This window comes from Kitasatospora sp. NPDC048715, assembly GCF_043198905.1.
Lineage (GTDB): Bacteria > Actinomycetota > Actinomycetes > Streptomycetales > Streptomycetaceae > Kitasatospora > Kitasatospora lactacystinica.
Window position 1 is genome coordinate 376853 of sequence record NZ_JBICVH010000007.1, and the last position, 21805, is coordinate 398657.

Genomic DNA, 21805 nt, shown 5'->3' on the forward strand with positions numbered 1-21805 from the left:
CCGATCATCAGTTCGAGCACTAAAGCCGCCGTTGCGCTACACGCGCCTGCGCAGGCCCTCCAGTTGGGCCCACAGCTCCTGCTCCCGCTCCGACAGCGGGACCCCGCGCAGCAGGCGCTCGGGGTGGTCCGCCGGCGGTTCCTCCAACGGCGCGGGCGCCGGCTCCCGGCCGACGGTCAGGTGGTACTCGACCGTGACCGCCCCGAACATCGCGCCCAGGTTGGCCAGCGCCCGGACCCAGCCGGCGGCCCACCGCCGCAGCGCCGCACGCCGCCGCTCCCCCGGCCCCACCGCTACGCCCCCCGGTCCGGGGCCCGGTCGAAGTCCGCGGTCAGGGCGACGTGCCCCGGCACCTCGGGCAGGACCTCCAGGTCGTGCCGGAAGGACACCTCCCCGGCCGCGTCCTCACCGGTGGGCACGAAGCCCAGCGACGGGTAGAGCCCGCGCACCTTGCCGTTCTTGGCGGTGGGCCGGAAGCGGGCGCGCACGGCCGGCGCCCCGGCCCGCCGGGCGCGCTCCAGCACGGCGGCCAGCGCGGCCTGTTCGATGCCCCGGGCGAAGACCCGGCAGCTCAGCAGGGCGTTGTCGATGTGCCAGCCGTCCTGGGCCGTGCGCACCAGGACCAGGCCCACCAGCCCGTTGTCGCCGAACCGGTCGGTGGCGCGGACCGCGAGCACCAGGTGCTCCGCCGCGTCCATCCGGGCCCGGACGTCGGCCGCCTGGAGCCGCTCGGTGGTGAGGTTGAACTGGTTGGTGCGCAGGGTGATCTGGGAGGCCCTGGCCACCTCGTGCTCCCGCACCGGCGAGAGCGAGACCCGCACGTCGAGCCGGGCCAGGTAGTCCTCCATCGAGCCGGCGTCGTCCAGCAGGTCCTGCCGGGCGGCCTCGGAGCGGTACTGGTCCGCGCGGACCCGGTCCTCCGCGGTGAGCGCGGCCACGTCGAACCAGCCGTCCGCGAGCAGCCGCTCCACGTGCAGCGCCGGCTCCTCGTCCAGCCGGACGACGGCCACCTGGGGCAGGCTGCTCGCGACCAGCCCGCACTCGAACGGCGAGTCGTCGACGAAGACGAAGCTGTCCACGCCCAGGTTGAGCCGGCGCGCGATGTCCAGCAGATTGCCGTCCTTGGGCTCCCAGTTGGCGTTCACCCGGACGAAGTCGCCCTCCCGGAGCACCATGTCGGGGTGGTCGCGCAGCACCCCCAGCACCGCCTCCTGGTCGTTCTTGCTGGACACCGCCAACAGGACGCCCTGGGCCCCTATTTGGGCCACCACCCGCTGGAAGCGGCCGAACGCCTCGCCCCGGTAGGTGGTGGCCGCGGCGATGCCCTCCGGACCGTCGTCGCCCAGGATGCCGTCCCACAGGGTGTTGTCGAGGTCGACCACCAGCACCTTCCTGGCCCGGCCGCGCAGGCCGCGCACCAGGTGGCCGACCTCGCGGGCGTACGCCGCGAGCAGCTCCTCGCCGAGCTGCGCCTTGGCGTAGGCGGCCAGCCGGGGCTCGTTCACCGGTCCGCCCGCGGCGACCAGCGGGTCCAGGTCGACCACGCGCACCCGCTCGTGGTCCAGGGCGATCCGCAGCAGCCCGGCGTTGAACTCCCGCCACGCGATGCCGATCCGCGCCCGTGAGCGCGCGTCGACCAGCTGACGGGTGTGGACGGGCAGCAGCGGCACCGTGTTGAGCACCAGGGTGCCGCTGCCGTGCCCGACGTAGCGGGCGGCCAGCGCGGTCAGCAGGCGCAGCTTGGCCGCGACCGCGTCCTCCAGGTCCTCCGCCCGCCAGGGGTGCGGCAGTTCGTCGAACACCAGCTGGGCGTCCAGCACGCACAGGGCGAGGTCCACGCCCGCCGCGTACAGCTCGCTGCCGGTGTCCTGCAGGTCCCGCAGCCAGGAGCCGTAGTCGGCGGTCGTCGCCTTCGCCACGAAGCCGTGGCGGGCGAGCTCGGCGGTGAGCGGGGCGGTGAGGGCGCCGAGCGTGGAGTGGCCGGTGACGGCCACGCCGACCGCCTCCAGCCCTTCGTGGCGGGCCAGCACCTCGGCCGGGTCGAGCCGGGCCAGCAACTGCCCGGCCCGGGCCAGGTCCCGCCCGGGCGTCCCGGCCGGCGCGCCCGCCGCCAGCTCGGCCAGCAGCCCGGGCACCTGCGGGTACTCCTCGGCCAGCCGCCCCTCGCCGTGCAGGGCGCGCAGCCGGTCCAGCGGCCCGGTCCGCTCGCCGGTGGCCGTGTTCACAACCGCGGTCACGGTCTCTCCTTCGCTGCCTCTGATGGACGCGCCGAGCCTGCGCGGACCCTCTTAAGGCGTCCTTGCGCGCGGGCCGGGAGCGCTTCGCAAGGAGGGCTTTAGCCGGTCCGCGAAGGGTGGCGGCCGAGACCGTGCCTCCGGATCCACCCACACGCGAGGAGCAAGCCATGACAGATACGGCCGGATCCAGGCCGGTGAGCACCCAGGTGTGCATCGTCGGCGCCGGTCCCGCCGGGCTGACGCTGGCGCTGGAGCTGGCCCGCCGGTCGGTGTCGGTCACCGTGGTGGAGCAGAGCGCCCACTTCGACCGCTCGTTCCGGGGCGAGTCGATCTCGCCGGACTCGGTGTGGCTGCTGGAGCGGCTCGGCATCCTGGACAAGGTCAGGGACAGCACCCTGGAGACCCGCCGGATGGAGATCCTCGACGGCGGCCGACCGGTGCTGAAGGCCGAGTTCGCGGCCTTCGACCAGCCCTGCCCGTTCCCGATGGAGCTGCCGCAGCCCCCGCTGCTGACCGCGCTGGCCGACGAGGCCGCCGCGCTGCCGGGCTTCACCCTGCTGCGCCGGACCACCGCGGTGGAACTGCTGCGGGACGGCACGGCGGTGACCGGCGTCCGGGTCCGCGGCCCCGAGGGCGAGTCCGAGGTCCACGCGGCGCTGACGGTGGCGGCCGACGGCCGCTTCAGCAAGGTCCGCGAGATGGCGGGGCTGCCGTACGAGAAGATCCCGCTGGAACGGGACTTCGTCTGGTTCAAGGTGCCGCAGCCCGAGGCCTGGGACCCGCACACCTACCGGGTCCGCATCCAGGGCGACCGCCACGGACTGTTCATCCCGACCGTGCCCGACCTGGTGCGGGTGGGCTTCAACATCCCCAAGGGCGGCCTGCGCGAGATGCGCAGGCAGGGCATCGAGTCGCTGTACGCCCGGGTCGACGAGCTCGCCCCGGAGGTCTCCGCCGGAGTGCGGGAGTCCGTCACCAGCTGGTCGGACACCTCCATGCTGGACATCTTCACCACCGTGGTGCCGCACTGGTCGCAGCCCGGCCTGGTGCTGGTGGGCGACGCCGCGCACACCCTGACCCCGGTGCTGGGACAGGGCGTCAACCACGCGATCGCCGACGCGGTGGTCCTGGCGCCGCTGGTCGCCGAGGCGTTGGCCGGCGACGGCGGACCGGGCGCCCTGCACGCCGCCTGCCGCCGGTTCCAGCACGTGCGGGAGGGGCACGTGGCCCGCTCCCGCGGCCTCCAGATGCGCCAGGAGCGGGCGTTCGCGCTGAGCGATCCCGTCCCGGTGGCGCTGCGCCGGCTGGCCTACCGCCTGGTGAGCTCCAACAGCCTCCTCAAGCGCAGGATCGTCGCCGGCATCTACTACCCGCTCCAGGACGCGCACCGGAGCGGACGCGCCGTCCTGCCCGTGGCCCCCCACCGCACGGGCTCCGTGAGCTGACCGACAACCACAGATTCGGAGAGGAACCACCGATGACCGCACAGCCCGACGCAGCACCCGCCCCGGAGGCCCAGGAGGTGCCGGACTACCCGTTCGAGCGCCCGTCCGCGATGCAGGCCTGCCCGTTCTACGGCCACCTCCGGGAGAACCGGCCGGTGGCCGAGGTGCGCATGCCCAGCGGCGACCACGCGTACCTGGTCACCCGGTACGACGACGTGCGCACCGTGTTCTCGGACCCGCGCTTCAGCCGGGCCGCCACCCTGGAGGACGGTGCGCCCCGGCTCGCGGCGGCGCCGCAGAAGTTCAAGAGCCTGCTGAACATGGACCCGCCGGAGCACACCCGGGTGCGCAAGCTGGTCTCCCGGGAGTTCACCGTCCGCCGGGTGGCCGCCCTGCGGCCCCGGATCCAGGAGCACACCGACGCCCTGCTGGACGCCATGGCCGCGAGCGAGGGGCCGGTGGACCTCATCCCGGCGCTCGCCTTCCCGCTGCCGGTGACCGTGATCTGCGAGCTGCTCGGGGTGCCGTTCGAGGACCGGGAGAAGTTCTCCGCCTGGTCCAGCGCCTTCCTGGCGACCACCTCGCGGACCAAGGAGGAGATGCTGGAGGCCCAGGTCGGCCTGTTCACCTACCTCTCCGAGCTGGTCGAGGCCAAGCGGCAGCAGCCGGACGACGGCCTGCTGTCCGCCCTGGTCTCCATCCACGACGAGGACGGCGACCGGCTCAGCCACGAGGAGCTGATCTTCCTCGGGATCAGCCTGCTGGTGGCCGGCCACGAGACCACGGTCAACCAGATCGCCAACAGCGTGGTCGCGCTGCTCACCAACCCGGAGCGGCTGGCCGAGCTGCAGGCGAACCCGGAGCTGATCGACGCCGCGGTGGAGGAGCTGCTGCGCGCCTACCCGCCGGGCGACGAGGGGCTGCTGCGGATCACCACCGAGGAGCTCGAACTGGGCGGCGTGGTGATCCCCAAGGGCTCCGCGGTGCTGCCCGGCCTGGCCTCCGCCAACCGCGACCGCCGCCAGTACACCGACCCGGACGAGCTCGACTTCCACCGGCCGAGCAACCCGCACTTCGCGTTCAGCCACGGCACCCACTACTGCATCGGCGCGGGCCTGGCCCGGCTGGAGCTCCAGATCGCGATCGGCTCGCTGTTCCAGCGCTTCCCCACCCTGAAGCTGGCCGTGGCCCCGGAGGACCTGCCGCGCCCCTCGGGCATGCTGGTGCACGGCATCAGCGCGCTGCCCGTGGTGTGGTGACCCCGGCGCGTCCCCGCCCCTGACGACGAGCAGCCCCCGGACCGGAGTCCGGGGGCTGCTCGTCGTTCGCCGGGCCCGGGTACGGTGCGCCGGGCCGGGGTGTGCGGGCCAGGTGTCCGGGGAGGACGGAAACGGCTCCCGGGTCCGCGAGACGGAACTCGCGGACCCGGGAGCCGCCTGCCGGCGAGGCCCTGCTCAGCGGCCCGACGCCGCCCGGTCGGGCGCGGTGGACACCGGCCCGGGCTCCGGGGCGGCCGCGACGGCCGCCCCGGCCGCGCCCGTGGCGGGCTGCTCGGCCTCGGCCTGCCGCCGGCGCAGCCGGGACCGGACCCAGAACGCCACGCGGACCACGACCGCGACGATCGCCGCGGAGATCACCGCGTGCTCCGGGACTGGATGGGGCGCATGGAAACTCCTGTGCTGGCGCCGGGGCCCGTCCCGGGAGCCGCCGCTGCGGGGCGGCTCCCGGGACGGGCCCGGGGCGGTTCGGGGACGGGCGGTCGGTCGGTCGGGGACGGCGTCAGGCCGGGTCGGCCACGCGTCCGCCGCGCAGCCCGGCGATCACGTCCCACAGCTGCGCCGGGGTGGCGAAGGTGTCGGCCACCAGCTCGCCGTCCGGGATGCTGATCCCGTACACCTGCTCCACCTGGACGAGGAGCTCGACCATGGCGAGCGAGTCCAGGCCCGCGGCGCGCAGGCTGGCGTCACCCGTCAGCGGGCCGCGGGCGGCGAGCCGGGGCAGGGTCTGGAGCAGCAGTTCCTCGAAGGCCGTGTCCCACGGCCGGTCCTGGCGGGTCTCGTCGGTCATGGGTGCTACCTCCGTGCGGTGGATGGGTCGGTGGTGCGGGCGGCGTCGTCGCCGGGCTCCAGGGCCCGGCGCTGCAGCGCCAGCCGGGTCGCGGAGACCACGCGGTCGCCGTCGACCAGTACCTCGGCCGGGGCCCGGTGGCCGAGGAAGCCGAGCAGGCTGGCGGTGAGGCCGTACGCGCCCACGTTGGGGACGGCGAGCAGGTCGCCGGAACGGACCCCGGGCAGTTCCACGGCCCGGGCCAGGATGTCCGCCGGGGTGCAGAGCGGACCGGCCAGGGTCACCGGCTCGGCCGGCTCCCCGGCGGCCGGGGTCCGGGCCGGCCCGGTCGGCTGGGCCCGCAGGGGCAGCAGCCGGCCCAGACCGGACAGCCCCCCGAGGTGGTTGATCCCGGCGTCGAGCACCGCGTAGGTGCTGCCCCGGCTCGGCTTGACGTCGGTCACGGTGCTCAGCAGCCGCCCGCTGTCGCCGACCAGGTAGCGGCCGGACTCGAAGGCGATCACCGGCCGCCCCTCGCGCCAGCCGGGCAGGTTCTCGTCCAGCACCTCGGCCAGGGCCTCCCGCAGCCGCCGGTACACCGGCCGCTCGCCGGCCGTCGCGTACGGGCAGGCGAAGCCGCCGCCGAGGTCCAGCAGCTCCAGCTCGATGCCGAGCCGGTCGCGCAGGTGGGCGGCGGTGCGCACGCTCTGGGCCAGTTCGGCGATCAGGCCGTCCTCGTCCGCGGAGTTGGTCAGCGGGAAGAAGTGCAGCCCGACGACCCGGGTGCCGGCGACCCGCAGCCGGTCGGCCTCCTTCGCGAGCCAGTCCAGGTCGAAGCCGAACTGGGAGGGGCCGCCGGTCATCCGCAGCCCCGCGGTGCCCGGCGCGCCGGCGGCGTTGATCCGCAGCACGCAGTCGGCCACCGCGTCATGGGCGGCGGCGGCCGCGCCGACCCGCTCCAGGTCCCCGAAGGACTCGACGGAGAAGGCGCGCACCCCGGCGCGCACCGCCTCGTCCAGCTCGGCCGCCACCTTGCCCGGCCCGGAGTACAGCAGTTCCCCGGCCGGGTGCCCCGCCTCCAGCGCCGCGGCCAGCTCGCCGCGCGAGGTGACCTCGGCGTGCACGCCGCCGCGGCGCAGTTCGGCGACCAGGGCGGGGTGGGGGTTGGCCTTCAGGGAGTAGTAGATCCGGGAGGGCTGCGGGACGGCCTCGCGCAGGTCCCGGGCGGCGGCCCGGACCCGGGCCGCGTCGTAGACGTACAGCGGGCTGCCGTACGCCGCGACCAGTTCGGGATCGGTGAACGCGCCCGCGGTCACGGGCCCACCTCGGCACCGGGGCCGCCCGCGGCCCGCCACTCGGGCTCCGCCAGGATCTCCAGCACGGCGCAGGTGCAGGTGAAGCCGGATCCGCTGCCGACCACCAGGACCTTGTCGCCGGGGCGCAGCACGCCCGTCTCGGCCAGGTCGTTCAGCCCGGCGAACTGGTCGGCGGCGCCGAGGTGTCCGGCCCGGCGGGCGAACTCCCAGGTGGTGCGCTCCTCGGAGACCCCGAGCATCTTCTGCACCTGCCACTCCATCTTGCTGCGTCCGGTCGCCGGGATGACCGTCCAGGCCAGGCCCTGACGGTCGGTGCCGGCGTCCGCGAGGGCGGTGTCGATGGCCTCGCCGACCACGCCGACGAGCCGCTCGGTCGCCTCGCGCAGGCTGCCGTGCTGCTGCACGTAGTGGCCGACCCGCTCGCTGAGGGTCTGCTGCTCGCCGGTGGGCAGCGGCTCGAAGCCCCTGCCCCGGACCACGGCCTCCAGCGAGTTGTCCGAGACCGTCGCGGTGGACACCAGCCGGGCGAACCCGCCCCGGTTGCTCAGCACCACGGCGGCGGCGCCGTCGCCGTAGACGATGCCCTGCTCCTGCCGCCAGCGGCGCATCAGCGGCGCGCCGAAGCGGTCGGCCGTGGTGAGCACCGCGCTGGTGCCGGGCTCCGCCGACGCCAGCCGGTGGGCGGCGAGCTCCAGGCCGGCGAGGCCGGCGTTGCACTCCTGCTTCAGCTCCAGCGCGGTCACCCGGGGGCCGACGGCGTGGTTGGCCACGTAGGAGGCGGCCGGCCAGCCGTCGATGCCCTGGAAGTAGATGTAGCTGTGCACCAGCAGCGCGACGTCCTCCGGGGAGGCACCGGAGCGCTTGAGCGCGGTGGTGGCGGCCTGCACCGCCATGTCGGGCGGCGCCACGTCGTCCGGGGCCACCCGGACCGACAGCAGCCCGTCGGCCTCGAACTGCTCGGGGTCGTACTCACCCGAGTCGACGGCGGAGCGCGCGGAGACCGCCGGCGGCAGCCAGGCTCCGGTCCCCGACACATACACGTTTTGCCAGCGCATGGGGTCTCCATTCCTCGTGACGGTCCGTCGGGCGATGGAGTCGAGCCCTCACCCCGCCGTCCACGGCATCCTCCGAGCGCCAACTTGGGTGCCGCTAAAACCCGGCGGGCGACCCGCGCCCGGGCCGCGCACAAGCCCGGCTTCAGCCCGGCCGACCAGCCTGGGGCGCGACGGCCCCGCGACCGGGGCCGGCCCTGCCGACGACGGGAGCCGAGCATGCAGCAATCCCCCGGGGACGAGGCGCCCCCCGACCCGCGCCGGTGGTGGGTGCTCGCGGTGCTGTCCGCCGCGCTGTTCGCGATCCTGCTCAACAACAGCCTGCTCAACGTGGCGGTGCCGCAGCTCATCCGCAGCACCGGCGCGGGCATGTCGCAGGCGCAGTGGATCGTCGACGCGTACACCCTGGTGTTCGCCGGGGCCCTGCTGACCGCCGGGACGCTCGGCGACCGCTACGGCCGCAAGCGGGCCACCCTGGCCGGCACCGCGACGTTCGGGGCCGGTTCCCTGGTGGCGCTGTTCGCCGACGGACCGTCCCAACTGCTCGCCGCACGGGCCGTGATGGGGCTCGGGGCGGCGTTCGTGATGCCGGGCACCCTGGCGATCCTGGTGAACGTCTTCCCGGCCCGCGAACGCGCCCGGGCGATCGCCGTCTGGGGCTCGGTCTCGGCGCTCGGCGTGGCGGCCGGCCCGGTCCTGGGCGGCGCGCTGGTGGACCGCTTCTGGTGGGGGTCGGTGTTCGCGGTGAGCCTGGTGCCGGCGGTGCTGGTGCTGGTGGCGGGCGCCGTGCTGCTGCCGGAGTCGGCCGATCCGGCCCCGCGCCCGGCCGACCCGGTGGGCGCCCTGCTGGGCGCCGGCGCCATGGGCGGGGTGGTGTACGGGGCGATCCAGGCCTCCGGGCACGGCTGGACCTCGCCGGGCGTGCTGGCGGCGCTGGCCGCCGGCGGGGCCGCCGCGGTCGCCTTCGTCGCCTGGGAACGCCGGCACCCGCACCCGATGGTGGACCTGGCCCTGCTGCGCAGGCCGGCCTTCGTCGGCGCCGGGGGCGGGAACCTGCTGCTGATGACCGGCGTGGCCGGCACGTTCTTCGTGCTCACCCAGCGGCTGCAGTTCGGCCTCGGGCTCAGCCCGCTGCGGGCCGGGCTCGGAATGCTGCCGAGCGCCCTCTCGGTGGGTGTCGGGGCCTTCCTCTCCGGTCGGCTGACCCGCCGTCACGGCCCGCGCGGGGCGGTCGGCGCGGGACTGGCGCTGGCGGCGGCCGGCATCGTCGTGGTCGGTGTGGTGGACGGCGGCTACCCGCCGGTGCTGGCCGGCCTGGTGGTCACCGGGATCGGCTTCGGGCTGGCCATGACGCCGGTGACCGACACGGTGATCTCCCTCGTCCCCGAGGCCCGTTCGGGCTCCGGCGCGGCCCTCAACGACACCTTGCAGGAGCTGGGCAACGCGCTGGGGGTGGCGCTGGTCGGCACGGTGCTCGCCCGCCGCTACGCGAGCGGGGCGGCCGGGCTGCCGGACCCGGCCGACCGCTCGCTGCACGACGCCCTGGAGCTCGCGGAGCGCACCGGCGGCCGGGCCGGGGACGCACTCGCGGCCGCGGCGCGGCAGGCCTTCGACCACGCCGCGGCGGCCGGGCTCGGCACCGCCGCCGCGGTGGTGGCGGTGGGCGCCGTGCTCGGCGCCGTCCTGCTGCCGGGCCGGTCGGAGCCGCCGGCCGGACCGGCGCCGCGGAGCGCTTCCCCGGTCGACCCCGCGCGCTCCCCGACGGACCGTCAACCCGGCCCCGTAAGGTAATGATCAAGCGCGATTCGAGTGACGGGGGAAGGATCGCGCCTGCCTCCGTCACGCCTGCTCGCCCGTTTTCAGCGGAGGTGTTTTCCCATGACCGTTTCCAGAGGCTCGCTGCTCAGCCGGGCCATGTACGTCGGCCCACCGATCCGGACCCTGCACGAGGAGTACGCGAAGGGCGGGCGGATCGACGAACGGGCCCCTGTGGTCGCGGCGAGCGAGGTGACGGTGGCCGCACCGCCGGACGAGGTCTGGCGGGTGCTCACCGACGTGCCGGGCTGGCCGGGCTGGGTGCCGGGCGTCAGGGAGGCCGCCCTGGACGGCGCGGGGCCGGCCGCGGACCTGACCTTCCGCTGGGTGCTGAACGGCATGCGCATCCGGTCCACGCTGGCCGTGGTGACGCCCGGGCGGGAGATCGCCTGGACCGGTCGGCTGGCCGGCTCGCGGGGCGTGCACCGGTTCCTGCTGCGGCCGGCGCCCGGGGGCGGCACCGTGGTGCGGTCCGAGGAGTCGATCGGCGGCGCGCTGGTCGGCCTGTACTACAGCAGCGAGAAGCTGTCGGCGGTCCTGCGGGGCTGGCTGGGCGCGCTGAAGAGCACGGTGGAGGGCGAGCGGTGAACACGACGACGGACCTGGCCCTGGCCTACACCCCGGTCTTCCTGGGCCTGCGCTTCCTGCTGGAGCTGTTCGCCCTGTACGGCTTCGGCGTGTGGGGCTGGCGCAAGGCGCCCGGCGCGCTGAAGTACCTGGCGGTGGTCGCGATACCCGTGGTGGTGGCCGTCGTCTGGGGCGACTTCGCCACCGCGGGCGACGAGGCCCGCAGCGGCGAGACCACCTTCGACACCCCGGGGCCGATCCGCCTGCTGCTGGAGTTCGCCGTGTTCGGCGGTGCCGCGGCGGGGCTGTGGCACGCCGGGATGCGCAGGACCGCCCAGTGGTTCCTGATCGTCCTGGCCGTGTACCACGTCGCCGCGTACGACCGGATCTGGTGGCTGCTCCAGCACTGACCCGCGACCGGCGCGACGGCCCGTCCCCCTCACCGGAGGGAGGACGGGCCGTCGTACGCCGCCTTCAGGCCGCCGGCGTGTCGGTCAGCCGACCGGCCGGCGCACCCTCCCGGTGGCCGGCGCGGCGGCCGGCTCCGGGGCGGCCGGCTCCGGGGCGGCCGGGCCCTCCATGCGGTCCAGCCGCAGCGCCGCGTGCAGCCTGCGCAGCGGACCGGGGGCCCACCAGGTGGCGGAGCCGAGCAGCGCCATCAGCGCGGGCACCAGCAGCGCCCGCACCACCGTGGCGTCCAGCAGGACGGAGAACGCCGCGCCGAGGCCCAGCTCCTGGACGAACACCAGCCGGGACATCGCCAGCGCGCCCACCGCGACGCAGAACAGCGCGGCGGCGCTGGTGACGGTGGAGCCGATCTGCGCCAGGCCGTCGGCGACCGCCTCCCGGTCGCCGCGGCCCGCGGCCCGGGCCTCCTTGATCCGCCCCAGCAGGAAGACGTTGTAGTCGGTGGAGAGGCCGAAGGCGAGCGCGAAGACCAGCACGGGCGTGGTGGTCTCCAGCCCGCTGTGGGCGGCGAAGCCGAGGTTGCCGTCCTGGAAGACCCACACCAGGAAGCCGAACGCGGCGCCGGTGGAGAGCAGGTTCATCACCAGGGCCAGCAGCGGCAGCAGCACCGATCCGGAGAAGGCGAACAGCAGCAGCACCGTCACACCGGCCAGCACGCCGAACGCCGGGGGCAGGCGGTTGGCGATGCTGCCCCGCTGGGCGAGGAAGTCCGCCGTCGTCCCGGTGAAGCGGGCGGTGACGGGCGCCGCCACGTCCTGGACCCGCTCGCCGGCCCGCAGTGCCGGACCGTCCAGCGGGTTGCCGGCGAGGACGGCGTCGATCTCCCAGTGCGCGGCGTCCAGCCGCTGCGGCTCGCCCACCGACTCCACCCCGGGCACCGCGGCGACCCGCCGGGCGTACTCCTGGAGCCCGGTGTCGTCGGCGGTGTCGAGGACGATCTGCAACGGGCTGGTGGCGATTTCGTCGAAGTCGCCGCCGAGCCGCGCGGCGACCTGCCCGGCGCTGATGTCCTTGGGGAGCGAGGTCGGGTCGACGCCGGTGAACCGCACCCCGGTGAGCGGGGAGGCGACGAGCAGCAGGACGGCGGTGGCGACCAGCGTGAAGACCGCGGGCCTGCGCATCACCGCCGAGGCCAGCCGGTGCCAGCGCCCGGCGGTGGCCTGCCCGGCCGCCGCCGACCGCTGCCAGCGGCGCGGCGCCAGCGCGTTGATCCGGTGGCCCAGCACGGCGAGCAGCGCGGGCAGTCCGAGCAGGGCGAACAGGGCCGCCGAGACGACAGTGATGACGCCGGCCAGGCCCATGGACCGCAGGTACGGGTGCGGGAACACCATGATCGCGAGCAGCGCGGCCGCCACCGTGAGCGCGCTGAACAGCACGGTGCGCCCGGCGGTGGCGACCGTCCGCCGCAGCGCCTCGGCGCCGGGGCCGTGCTCGGCCAGCTCCTCCCGGTAGCGGGTGACGATCAGCAGGCCGAAGTCGATGGACAGCCCCAGGCCCAGGGCGAAGGCCAGGCTCATCGCCCCGGTGGAGACGTCCATCGCGGTGGTGGCGATCCGCAGGCCGGCCATGGTGAGCAGCAGCGAGACGACGGCGCCCAGCAGGGGGACGAGGGCGGCCACCAGGCCGCGGAAGACCAGGAACAGCGCGATCAGGATGACCGGCGTGGCCAGGCCCTCGGCCTCGGCCAGGTCGGTGTCGGAGACCTGGGCCACCTGGACGTGGCCGGGCGTGGCGCCGCCGAGCCAGGCCCGGCCGTTCAGCGCCGGGTCGTCCTTGACGGCCCGCTGGAGCTCCTGCTCGGCGGCCTTGGTCTCCGGTTCGGCCATCGGGCGCACGGCGCCGACGACCACCGTGCTGTGCCCGTCCCGGGAGATCAGCGCGGGGTCGGCCGAGTAGTCGACGACCCGCTCGACCTCGGGCCGGTCCTTCAGCAGCCGGACGGCCGCGGTCACGGCGGCCGGGGGCGCGCCGGCACCGCGCAGCTGCTCGTCGGTGCGGACCAGCAGCAGGTAGCCCTGCTGGGAGTCGATGCCGGTGGCGCGGGTGATCGTCTCCCGGGCGACGACGTTGCCGCCGCCCGGGTCGTCGTAGTCGGACAGCCCGTTGGTGAGCCTGTCCCCGACGGAGCCGCCGAAGACCGCGGCCAGCACGGTGATCAGCAGGGTCAGCAGCAGGGAGGCTCTCCGTCGCCCGTGCAGAGCGGAGCCCAGAGCGGTGAACATCGGTATTCCTTCCGTCGCGCGGCCGTGGTGCGGCAGCGCGGGCGCAGAGGCGGACACGGCCGCCCCACCCTCGGCGAAGGCCCTTGGCTCTCGCTTGAGCGGGGCGTGCCCGTCCGCTGACTGCACGTCACCGGCGCGGCGCGGCGCTCCGGCCGGACGGTCAGGCCGGCTCCCCCGCCAGCAGGGCGCGCAGCGCCTTGCCGTCCGTCTTGCCGTTGGCGGTGAGCGGCAGCGCGGGCAGCACCCGGCAGAGGTCCGGGACCTTGGCCGCCTCCAGCCGGTCGGCCAGCCGGCCCAGCACCTGCTCGGCGGTGACCTCGCCGACCACGAACAGCACCATGTCCCGGTCCTCCTCCGGGGCGAGCAGGGCCGCCTCGCGAACCCCGTCGATGTCCAGGACGGCGGCCTCGATCTCCACCGTGCTCATCCGCGAGCCGCGCCGCTTGAACAGGTCGTCGCGCCGGCCCTGGAAGTACAGGTGGCCGTCCTCGTCCAGCCAGCCGTAGTCGCCGGTGCGGAGCGTGACCCGGCCGTCCTCCGGGCTCACCCGGAACCGCTGCGCGGTGGGCTCCGGGGCCTGCCAGTAGCCGGCCATCACGTGCGGGCCGCGGACGGCGATCTCGCCGATCTCGTGCGGCGGCAGCGGCCGGCCGTCGTCGTCCAGCGTCAGCACCTCGGTGCCGGGCAGCGCGCGCCCCACCGAGCCGGGCCGGGCCAGGTCGCCGTCGGGCTCCAGGACGGTGATCCGCTTGCACTCGGTGGTGCCGTACATCGGGGCCACCGCCGCGCCGGGGAAGGCCTCCCGCAGCGAGGCGATCAGCGGCGGGTTGAGCGCGGCACCGGTGTTGGTGAACAGCCGGACCCCGGTGGGCCGCGGGTCCCGGGAGGCCAGGCGCACCAGCAGTTCGCCGAGCGAGGGCACCAGCGGCACCACGGTGGCGCCGTGGTCGCGGGCGAACCCGAGCAGCCGGGCGTGGCCCTCCGGGCCGGACAGCAGCAGTTCGGCCCCGGCCAGCGCCGAGAGCAGCACCTGGTAGAGGCCGTAGTCGAAGGAGAGCGGCACGGCGGTCAGCACGACGTCGTCCGGGCGGTAGTTCAGCCGCCGGGCGATCGCCCGCGCGGCGAACACCACCTGGGCGTGCGGGCAGGCCACGGCCTTGGGCGCGGCGGTGCTGCCGGAGGTGTAGATCAGCAGCGCCAGCCGGTCGGCGGGCACCAGCGCCTCGCCGCGCCCGGCCGGGTCGGCGGGCCCGGAGAGGTCCAGCTCGGAGACCACGGCGACGGGCACCCCGGCGGGCCAGCGCAGCCCGTCGGCCTGCTCCCGCTCCGCCGCCTCCGCCACGATCAGCGACGGCGCCGAGTCGGCCAGCACCGGCCCCAGGTGGAAGGCCCGCATCGCCGGGTTGACGGGAACCAGCACGGCGCCGCGCCGCCAGGCCCCGAAGAGCAGGGCGGTGAACTCGCGGCCGCTGCCCACCCGGGCCAGCACCCGGTCGCCCGGCCGGATGCCGTGGCCGGCCAGGATCCGGGCGAAGGAGTCGGCGGCGGCGTCCAGCTCGGCGTACGTCCAGGCGCCGTAGCGGTCCCGTACGGCGGGTGCGTCCGGGCGGGCGGCGGCAGCGGCGCCGAGGAACTCCTCGGCCGCGTTGGCGATCCGGGCGGCGTGCTCCGAGCCGGCGGCGGTGGCGACCCCGGGTACGGCTACGGTCTCGAACGTGCGCGTGGTCAATGCTCCCCCTAGTCGGTGACGGTGACGGGTGGTCGGGCATCTGGCGGTGCGCGGCCCCCCGGCCTCGTTCCGCATCGTCCGAGAGGGGGCTTTGGCACCGCTAAAAGCGCGCCGTCCCGGCTCCGGTCAGCCCTGCCCGGCCCCGGCCGGCCCGGGGGGCGTGCCGGGAATCGCGCCGGGGGCCGCCTCGTAGCGGCGCAGCACGGCGGAGAGGAGCTCCGGGAACCCGGGCGCCTCCCGGGGGAAGAAGTGGCCGCCGGGCACCACGTTGATCTCGCTCTCCCGGGTGGAGTAGCGCGCCCACTCCCGGACCTCGGGCACCGTGACCAGCCGGTCCTCGGCCCCGCCGAAGGCGTGCAGCGCCACCGGCAGCGGCGTGCGGGCGACGGTGCCGGCGGCGGCGCACAGCCGCAGGTCGTCGCGGACGATCGGCAGCAGGGCGGCGAGCCACTCCGGGTGGTCCAGCAGGATCCGGGGCAGTCCGCCGTAGGCGTCCAGGGTCCGCACCAGGTCGGCGTCGGGGATGTCGGGCTCGTCGGGCAGCGGCGCCGGCAGGTGCGGCGCCCGGTGGCCGCCGAGCACCAGGGCCGCGGGCAGCCTGGCGCCGCGGGCGTGGCGGTGCTGGGCGAGCGCGAAGGCGATCAGGGCGCCCATGCTGTGCCCGTAGAGCACGTGCGGGTGGTCGAGTTCCGGCCCGAGCTCCGCGTCGAGGTCGGCGACCAGGTCGTCCAGGTCGGTGAACCGCGGCTCCGCCATCCGCCCCTCCCGGCCGGGCAGTTGGACCGGGAGCAGCTCCGCGTCCGCGGTGATCCGGCGCTGCCAGCCCGCGTAGGCCGAGGCCCCGCCGCCCGCGTACGGGAAGCAGAACACCCGCAGTCGTCCCGGGGGCGGCGGGGTGCGGGTGAGGTAGCGCGTCATGGTGCTGGGTCTCCTCTCGGCCGGGCGGCGCCCGGCGGCCGAGGCTCCGCACCCTGCCCCGGCGTCCTCTCGCGCTCCGCCCGCCCGGCCCCGGTCGGGGGTGCCGGGCCGGGCGGGCGGAGCGGCGGGGTTCGGCCGGTGGGGGCGGACCGGCCGACGGTGCGTCAGCCTCGGTGCGGGCGCTAAAGGTTCGGCTGTGCACCACCCGCCCGGAGGGGCCCGTCAGACCCGCTCCGGGGCGGGCGCCGGCCGGCGGCCGAGCAGGTCCCGCGCCAGGACCGGCAGGAACGCCTCCGGGGCGTCGTGCGGGAAGAAGTGCCCGCCGTCGAAGAGGCGGACGGTGGTGCCGGCGGTGGAGTGCGGGCCCCAGGCCCGGAGTTCGTCCTCGGTCGTGGAGGCGTCCGAGCGGCCGCCGTAGACGGTGATCGGGCAGTCCAGCGGCGGGCCGGGCCGGTGCACATGGGTCTCGGCCACCGCGAAGTCGGCCCGCAGGGTGGGCAGCATGACGTTCAGCAGCGGGTTGCCGGCCCGGGCCTCGGCGCCGTGCCCGTTCAACGCCCCGATCCGCTCGAAGAGTTCGGGCGCGGGCGCGTCGTGCACCGGGGTCGCCCGGCGCGGGAGCTGCGGCGCCGGCAGGCCGGCCACCAGGAGCCGCCGCGGTTCGGGCAGGCCGAGCCGGTGCAGGGCCCGGCAGACCTCGAAGGCGATGCCCGCGCCCATGCTGTGGCCGAACCAGGCGTGCGGCCCGTCGAGCAGCGGGGCGACGTCGCGCAGCAGCGGCGGCAGCAGGTCGCCGAGCCGGTCGTGGGGGCGTTCCCGGAAGCGGGACTCGCGCCCCGGCAGCCGGATCGGCACGACCTCGATCTCCGGGCCCAGGTGCGGGGCCCAGGAGCGGAAGGCGGCCGCGCCGCCGCCCGCGTGCGGCAGGCAGAAGAGCCGGAGCCGGGCCGGGGGCCGTCCCCGGCGGCGCACGGCCCACTCCCCGGCCCGGGGGGCGGCCGGGATCCCGGTCAGTCCATCCATCGGGCCACCCTTTCGGCGAGTGCGAGGCAGGTCAGGTTGGGCGGGGCGCTGGGCATCACCGGGAGCACCGAGGCGTCGACGACGTACAGTCCCTCGGCGCCGTGCACCCGGCAGCGCTGGTCCACCACCGCCTCCGGGTCGTCGGCCGGCCCCATCCGGGCGGTGCCGACGGCGTGCCAGCTCGGCGAGACGAACCTGGTCACGGCGCCGCGCAGCAGCCGGTCATCCCGGACCATCCGGTCGGTCCAGACCAGCACCCGCTCCAGCAGCCCCGCCATCGGCGCCGACCGCAGCAGCTCCCAGGCCTGCCGGACGGCGGCCATCAGCAGGTCGACGTCGGCCGGGTCGGTCGCCAGGCCGAGCAGGATCTCCGGCGGGGTGGCGGCGTCCGCATCCCGGATCGTCACCGAGCCGCGGGAGGCGGGCCGCAGCACCATGGCCGACAGCCCGACGGCCAGTTCGGCGCGGAGCATGCCGGCGATCAGCGGGTTCGCCGCGACGGGCACCGCGTCCAGCAGGAACAGCCCCAGGTCCGCCGCGGCGCCGGCCGGGTCGGCGGCGCAGCGGGCGGTGACCTGGTGCCAGCTGTCCCCGGCCCGGCAGACCCCGGCGCGGGGCTCGGACCAGAGCACGACCGCCGGGTGGTCGACGAGGTTGCGTCCCACGCCGGGCAGGTCCAGTGCGGGGGTGATGCCCAGGGCGGCCAGCAGCCGCGGGTCGCCGATGCCCGAACGCTGGAGCACCGCCGGGGTGTTGACCGCCCCGGCGGCCAGGGTCACCCGGCCGGCCGCCACCTGCCGGAGCCGTCCGTCGCGCCGCACCTCGACCCCGGTGGCCCGGTTCCGCGCGTCCAGCAGGACCCGGGTCGCCGTGCTGCCGGTCCACAGGGTCGGGCCGTCGCCCCGCTCCCGGGCGGGTCGCAGGTGGCTCTCGGCCGTCGAGATCCGGCGGTCGTCGACGGCGTTGGCGGGCGTGACGCCGGCGCCGAGCGCGGCGCCGGAGTTGAGGTCCGCCAGGACGGGCACGCCGAGCCGGGCGCAGCCGTTCAGGAAGGCCCGGGCCGTGGTGGCGAGCGCGTCCTCGCCGGTCCGGCGGATCGGCACCGGTCCCCGCGTGCCGTGCGCCGGCCCCTCGGCGTCGTGGTCCGTCTCCAGGGCGACCAGGTACGGCAGCATCCGCTCCCAGGTCCACTCCGGGTTGCCGGCGGCCGCCCAGGCGTCGAGGTCCGCGGGCAGCGGGCGCAGCGCGAGCGCGCCGTTGACGGCGGAGGAGCCGCCGACCACCTTGCCGACCCCGTACGGGAACCCGCGCCTGGCGCCCTCGGACGCCTTGGCGGTGAAGTCCCAGTTGCGGCCGGTCAGGACGGGCACCCCGGCCCGGTCGTCGGACGCGCCGTCGCCGTCCGGGAGTTCCCCGGCCTCGATCAGCAGTACCCGGCGCCCGGGCCGTTGCGACAGGCGTGCGGCGAGCACCGCCCCCGCCGAGCCCGCGCCGACGACCACGTCGTCCCAGTACGGGATCCCGCTCTCCGTGCTCACCTGCTCACGCCCCCCGCCGGTCCTTGACCAGGGCGGCCAGTCCGGCCACCGTGGGGTTCTCGAAGAGCAGTTGGAGGCCTTCCTCGGTGTCGCCCTCCCACTGGAACGCCTCCCGCACCTTGGTGAGGATGTGCACGGCGTGCAGGGAGTCGCCGCCGAGTTCGAAGAAGTTGTCCTCGACCCCGAAGCCGTCGAACTCCATGACCTCGGCCCAGACCGCGAGCACGGCCGCCTCGAACTCGTCGCGGGGGGCGACGAGTTCCTGCTCGTCCAGTTCGCTCCACGGCGCCGGCAGCGCGGCGGCGTCGACCTTCCCGTTGGCGCTCAGCGGGATCGCGTCGACGAGCAGGCAGTGCTTGGGGACCATGTAGTCGGGGAGGCGCTCGGCCAGCTCCGCCAGCAGTACGGCCGGATCCGGGCGCACCGGGCCGCCGGATGCCGCGGCCCCGGGGTCGGAGCCGGGGTCGGAGCCGGGCCTGGCCGGGACGGCGTAGGCCACGAGCTGGCGGCGGCCGGTGGCGGGGTTGGTGTCGACCCGGGCGATCGCCCGGCCGACGCCCGGGAGCCGTTCCAGGGTGGCGGCGATCTCGCCGAGTTCCACCCGGTAGCCGTTGAGCTTCACCTGGAAGTCCCGGCGGCCGAGGAACTCGATGTCCCCGCCGGGCAGGTAGCGGCCCAGGTCCCCGGTGCGGTAGAGCGTCTCGCCGGTCTCCGGGTGGCGCACGAAGCGCTCCGCGGTGCGCTGCGGGTCCGCCCAGTAGCCCTTCGCCACGCCGGTGCCGCCGATCCAGATCTCCCCGGTGGCCCAGAGCGGGCGGTCCCGGAACCGGTCGTCGAGGACGTGCAGGGTCTGGTTGGCCAGCGGCTTGCCGTAGGGGATCCTGGCCCACTCGGCCGGCACCCGACCGATCGGGTAGTGCACCGACCAGATGGAGGCCTCGGTCGCCCCGCCCAGGCTGACCACCTCGGCGCGCGGGTGCCGGGCGCGGACGGCGTCGGGCAGCGCGACCGGGATCCAGTCGCCGCTGAGCAGCACCAGCCGCAGGTCGCCGGCCCGCTCGTCGGACAGGCGGGCCGAGGAGTCCGCCCACAGCTGCATCAGGGCGGGCACCGAGTTCCACACCGTGACGCCGTGGCGCTCGGCCAGCTCGGCCCAGTGCAGCGGGTCGTGCGAGCGCTCGGGGCTCGGCACGACGACGGTGCCGCCGGCCGCGAGGGTGCCGAAGACGTCGTAGACGGACAGGTCGAAGGTGAGCGCCGAGAGGGCGAGCACCCGGTCGGCCGGTCCGACCGAGAAGCGGCGGTTGATGTCCCGAACGGTGTTGACGGCCCCCCGGTGGTCGATCATCACGCCCTTGGGGACGCCGGTGGAGCCGGAGGTGAAGATCACGTAGGCGAGGTCCTCCGGGGCCGGCGCGGTCGGCGGCTCGGTGGCCGGCTGTGCCAGCGTCTCCTCGTCGTCCAGGGTCACCAGGACCGTCCCGGCGGGCCACTCCAGCTCGTCCCGGTGGCGGGCCGAGGTGACCACCAGGGCGGCCCGGCCGGACTCCAGCAGCTGCCGGCGGCGCGCCGCGGGCCACTGCGGATCGATCGGCAGGTAGGCCGCGCCGGAGGCCGTCACCCCGAGGACCGCCGGGATCTGCTCCGGGCCCCTGTCCAGCACCACGCCGACCAGTTCGCCGCGGGCGGCGCCGAGGCCGGCGAGCCGGTGGCCGAGCCGGTGCGCCGAGGCCAGCACGTCGCCGTAGGAGAGCGTGCCGCCCTCGGAGACGACGGCCGTGGCGTCCGGGGTGCGCCGCGCCTGGTCGGCCACGAGGCTCAGCAGCGTCCCGCCGGGCAGGTCGAGGGCGGTGGCGTTGACCCGCTCGCGCTCCTCCAGCTGCGCGGCCGGGGCCCCGACCGTGGGGGCCAGGTCGTCCCAGAGGACCGGATCGTCGCTCAGCCGGCCGAGCAGGGTCCGGAAGGCGGCGAACATGTCGTCGAGCAGGCCCTCGGGGAACAGCGCCTCCACCGCGTCCCAGTTGAAGACCAGTTCGCCGTTCTCCTCCAGCACCTGGTGGTCGAGCCAGACCTGCGGGGTCTGGCTCACCCCGTGGCGGTAGTCGCCGAAGAACGCCATGCCGTCCATCGTGTCGGCGTCGCCCGAGAAGCCGAGGGCGCTGGTGAAGACGATCGGCATGCCGGCGCCGAGGCCGCTGCCGAGCCGGCGGGCCCGCTCGCGCAGCACGCGCACGCCGCTGTACGACAGGTGCTCCAGGTCCCGCATCAGCTGCTGCTGGAAGCCGGCGGTGCGCCGGGCGAAGCTCTCGTCCTGGCCGCCGCTGATCCGCAGCAGGGTCAGCGAGGTGAAGTCGCCGATGATCCCGCCGATCTGCGGGTGCGCCTCGGCGGGCCGGTTGAACAGGGTCAGGTTGAGGGTGAAGTCGCCCTGCGACGTCCACTGGCGCAGCACGTCGGCGAAGGCCGCCAGCAGGACCGACGAGGGGGTCAGGCCGCGCTCCCTGGCGGTCTTCTTGACCAGCTCCCACTGCTCGCGGGGCAGCGAGGCCCGGCGGCGGGTGAAGACGGTCCGCTCGGCCGAGCCGGGCTGGATCGCCAGCGGCAGGTCCGGGGCCGGGGGCAGTTCGTCGAGGCGGTCCAGCCAGTACTTCTCGGCGGCCCGGTACCGGGCGCCGCCGCGCTTCTCCTCCTCGGCGAGGACGAAGTCCCGGTAGCCGATCGCGAACGGCTCCGGCGTCCACTGCTCGTCCTCGTAGTGGCGCTGCCAGTCGCGGAAGAACAGGTCGAAGCTGTAGGCGTCCATGATCAGCAGGTCGAGGCTGACGTGCAGGCGCAGCCCCTCGCGGTGCCGGGTGGCGCGGATGTCGAACAGCGGCCAGGTGTCGGGGGCGAGGACCTGGTGGTCCAGTTCGGCCCGCAGCGAGCGCAGGTGCTCCTCGAAGGCGTCCTCGGTGGCGTCCGCCCGGTCGTAGTGGCGGATCTCGTAGTCCGGGACCTCGGGCAGCACCCGCTGGCGGCCGTCCGGGCCGATCACCGCGCGCAGCATGTCGTGCCGGGCGATGACCTTGCGCAGGCTGCGCTCCAGACGGTCCACCTCCAGGCCGTCGCGGTCGAGCTCGAAGTAGAAGTGGGTGGCCACCCCGCCCAGTTCGAGCGCCCGGTTGTGGCCGATCCAGTAGGCGTGCTGGATGTCGGTGAGCGGGAACGGCTCGTGCCGCTGGTCGGGCCGCGCGGTGAGCGGCGCCGGGCCGGCGCCCTGTCCGGCCGCGCGCAGCAGGTCGATCAGCTCGCCGCGCCGGGCCCGGAGTTCGTCCCGGATCCGGGCGGTGACCGCGCCGGGCGGCGCGATCACTTCGAGGCTGTCGCCGGAGAGCCTCAGCTTGATGCCCAGGTGCTGGAGTTCCGAGATCAGGTCGTGGTCCATCGCGG

Annotated in this window: 17 protein-coding genes; 5 read left to right on the forward strand and 12 right to left on the reverse strand. The window is 75.6% G+C overall.

What is annotated here, in order from left to right:
* Nucleotides 1–36: 36 nt before the first annotated feature.
* The gene (locus ACGFSC_RS16595; RefSeq protein WP_359914425.1) at nucleotides 37–291 is read right to left on the reverse strand and encodes a DUF6059 family protein; all 255 of its coding nucleotides are present in this window, start codon (nucleotides 289–291) and stop codon (nucleotides 37–39) included.
* 2 nt (nucleotides 292–293) lie between these two features.
* A complete protein-coding gene (locus ACGFSC_RS16600; protein ID WP_359914428.1) occupies nucleotides 294–2237 on the reverse strand; it encodes an HAD-IIIC family phosphatase in 1944 nt (647 codons plus the stop codon).
* Nucleotides 2238–2404: 167 nt separating this feature from the next.
* Here ACGFSC_RS16600 and ACGFSC_RS16605 point away from each other — a divergent pair, with 167 nt between their 5' ends.
* Nucleotides 2405–3682, forward strand: coding sequence for an FAD-dependent oxidoreductase (locus tag ACGFSC_RS16605; protein WP_359914430.1), 1278 nt, complete (start codon nucleotides 2405–2407; stop codon nucleotides 3680–3682).
* A 32-nt stretch (nucleotides 3683–3714) separates the two neighbouring features.
* On the forward strand, nucleotides 3715–4941 hold the full coding sequence (locus tag ACGFSC_RS16610) for a cytochrome P450 (protein ID WP_359914433.1): 1227 nt from the start codon (nucleotides 3715–3717) through the stop codon (nucleotides 4939–4941).
* Nucleotides 4942–5136: 195 nt separating this feature from the next.
* Here the strand turns inward: ACGFSC_RS16610 and ACGFSC_RS16615 are convergent, their stop codons facing one another.
* The 4 genes from ACGFSC_RS16615 to ACGFSC_RS16630 all read right to left on the reverse strand — a co-directional run bounded on the left by ACGFSC_RS16615 (nucleotide 5137) and on the right by ACGFSC_RS16630 (nucleotide 8099).
* The gene (locus tag ACGFSC_RS16615) at nucleotides 5137–5319 is read right to left on the reverse strand and encodes a hypothetical protein (protein WP_392863510.1); all 183 of its coding nucleotides are present in this window, start codon (nucleotides 5317–5319) and stop codon (nucleotides 5137–5139) included.
* Between the two features lie 142 nt (nucleotides 5320–5461).
* The gene (locus ACGFSC_RS16620; RefSeq protein ID WP_359912038.1) at nucleotides 5462–5749 is read right to left on the reverse strand and encodes an acyl carrier protein; all 288 of its coding nucleotides are present in this window, start codon (nucleotides 5747–5749) and stop codon (nucleotides 5462–5464) included.
* A gap of 5 nt (nucleotides 5750–5754) precedes the next feature.
* Nucleotides 5755–7044 (reverse strand): type III PLP-dependent enzyme, encoded by a 1290-nt coding sequence (locus ACGFSC_RS16625; RefSeq protein ID WP_359912040.1) that lies wholly within the window; start codon nucleotides 7042–7044, stop codon nucleotides 5755–5757.
* Complete coding sequence (locus tag ACGFSC_RS16630) at nucleotides 7041–8099, reverse strand: ketoacyl-ACP synthase III family protein (RefSeq protein ID WP_359912042.1); 1059 nt, start codon at nucleotides 8097–8099, stop codon at nucleotides 7041–7043. Before ACGFSC_RS16630 ends, ACGFSC_RS16625 begins: the two co-directional genes overlap by 4 nt.
* 216 nt (nucleotides 8100–8315) lie before the next feature.
* Between ACGFSC_RS16630 and ACGFSC_RS16635 the strand changes: the two genes are divergently transcribed.
* The 3 genes from ACGFSC_RS16635 (at nucleotide 8316) to ACGFSC_RS16645 (ending at nucleotide 10888) form a co-directional block, all read left to right on the forward strand.
* A complete protein-coding gene (locus ACGFSC_RS16635) occupies nucleotides 8316–9887 on the forward strand; it encodes an MFS transporter (protein ID WP_359912045.1) in 1572 nt (523 codons plus the stop codon).
* Nucleotides 9888–9974: 87 nt separating this feature from the next.
* The gene (locus ACGFSC_RS16640; protein WP_359912047.1) at nucleotides 9975–10499 is read left to right on the forward strand and encodes an SRPBCC family protein; all 525 of its coding nucleotides are present in this window, start codon (nucleotides 9975–9977) and stop codon (nucleotides 10497–10499) included.
* The gene (locus tag ACGFSC_RS16645) at nucleotides 10496–10888 is read left to right on the forward strand and encodes a YrdB family protein (RefSeq protein ID WP_359912050.1); all 393 of its coding nucleotides are present in this window, start codon (nucleotides 10496–10498) and stop codon (nucleotides 10886–10888) included. Before ACGFSC_RS16640 ends, ACGFSC_RS16645 begins: the two co-directional genes overlap by 4 nt.
* Nucleotides 10889–10972: 84 nt before the next feature.
* Here the strand turns inward: ACGFSC_RS16645 and ACGFSC_RS16650 are convergent, their stop codons facing one another.
* The 6 genes from ACGFSC_RS16650 to ACGFSC_RS16675 all read right to left on the reverse strand — a co-directional run bounded on the left by ACGFSC_RS16650 (nucleotide 10973) and on the right by ACGFSC_RS16675 (nucleotide 21800).
* Nucleotides 10973–13168, reverse strand: a complete 2196-nt coding sequence (locus tag ACGFSC_RS16650; RefSeq protein ID WP_359912053.1) for an MMPL family transporter — start codon at nucleotides 13166–13168, stop codon at nucleotides 10973–10975.
* Nucleotides 13169–13328: 160 nt separating this feature from the next.
* Nucleotides 13329–14897 carry an AMP-binding protein gene (locus ACGFSC_RS16655; RefSeq protein ID WP_359912056.1) on the reverse strand — a complete coding sequence of 523 codons (1569 nt, stop codon included), beginning with the start codon at nucleotides 14895–14897 and terminating at the stop codon, nucleotides 13329–13331.
* Between the two features lie 126 nt (nucleotides 14898–15023).
* Nucleotides 15024–15815, reverse strand: coding sequence for an alpha/beta fold hydrolase (locus tag ACGFSC_RS16660; RefSeq protein ID WP_359912058.1), 792 nt, complete (start codon nucleotides 15813–15815; stop codon nucleotides 15024–15026).
* 222 nt (nucleotides 15816–16037) lie between these two features.
* Complete coding sequence (locus ACGFSC_RS16665; protein WP_359912061.1) at nucleotides 16038–16838, reverse strand: alpha/beta fold hydrolase; 801 nt, start codon at nucleotides 16836–16838, stop codon at nucleotides 16038–16040.
* Nucleotides 16826–18376, reverse strand: coding sequence for a GMC family oxidoreductase (locus tag ACGFSC_RS16670; protein WP_359912064.1), 1551 nt, complete (start codon nucleotides 18374–18376; stop codon nucleotides 16826–16828). Before ACGFSC_RS16670 ends, ACGFSC_RS16665 begins: the two co-directional genes overlap by 13 nt.
* A 4-nt stretch (nucleotides 18377–18380) precedes the next feature.
* Nucleotides 18381–21800, reverse strand: a complete 3420-nt coding sequence (locus ACGFSC_RS16675; RefSeq protein ID WP_359912067.1) for an amino acid adenylation domain-containing protein — start codon at nucleotides 21798–21800, stop codon at nucleotides 18381–18383.
* Nucleotides 21801–21805 lie beyond the last annotated feature (5 nt).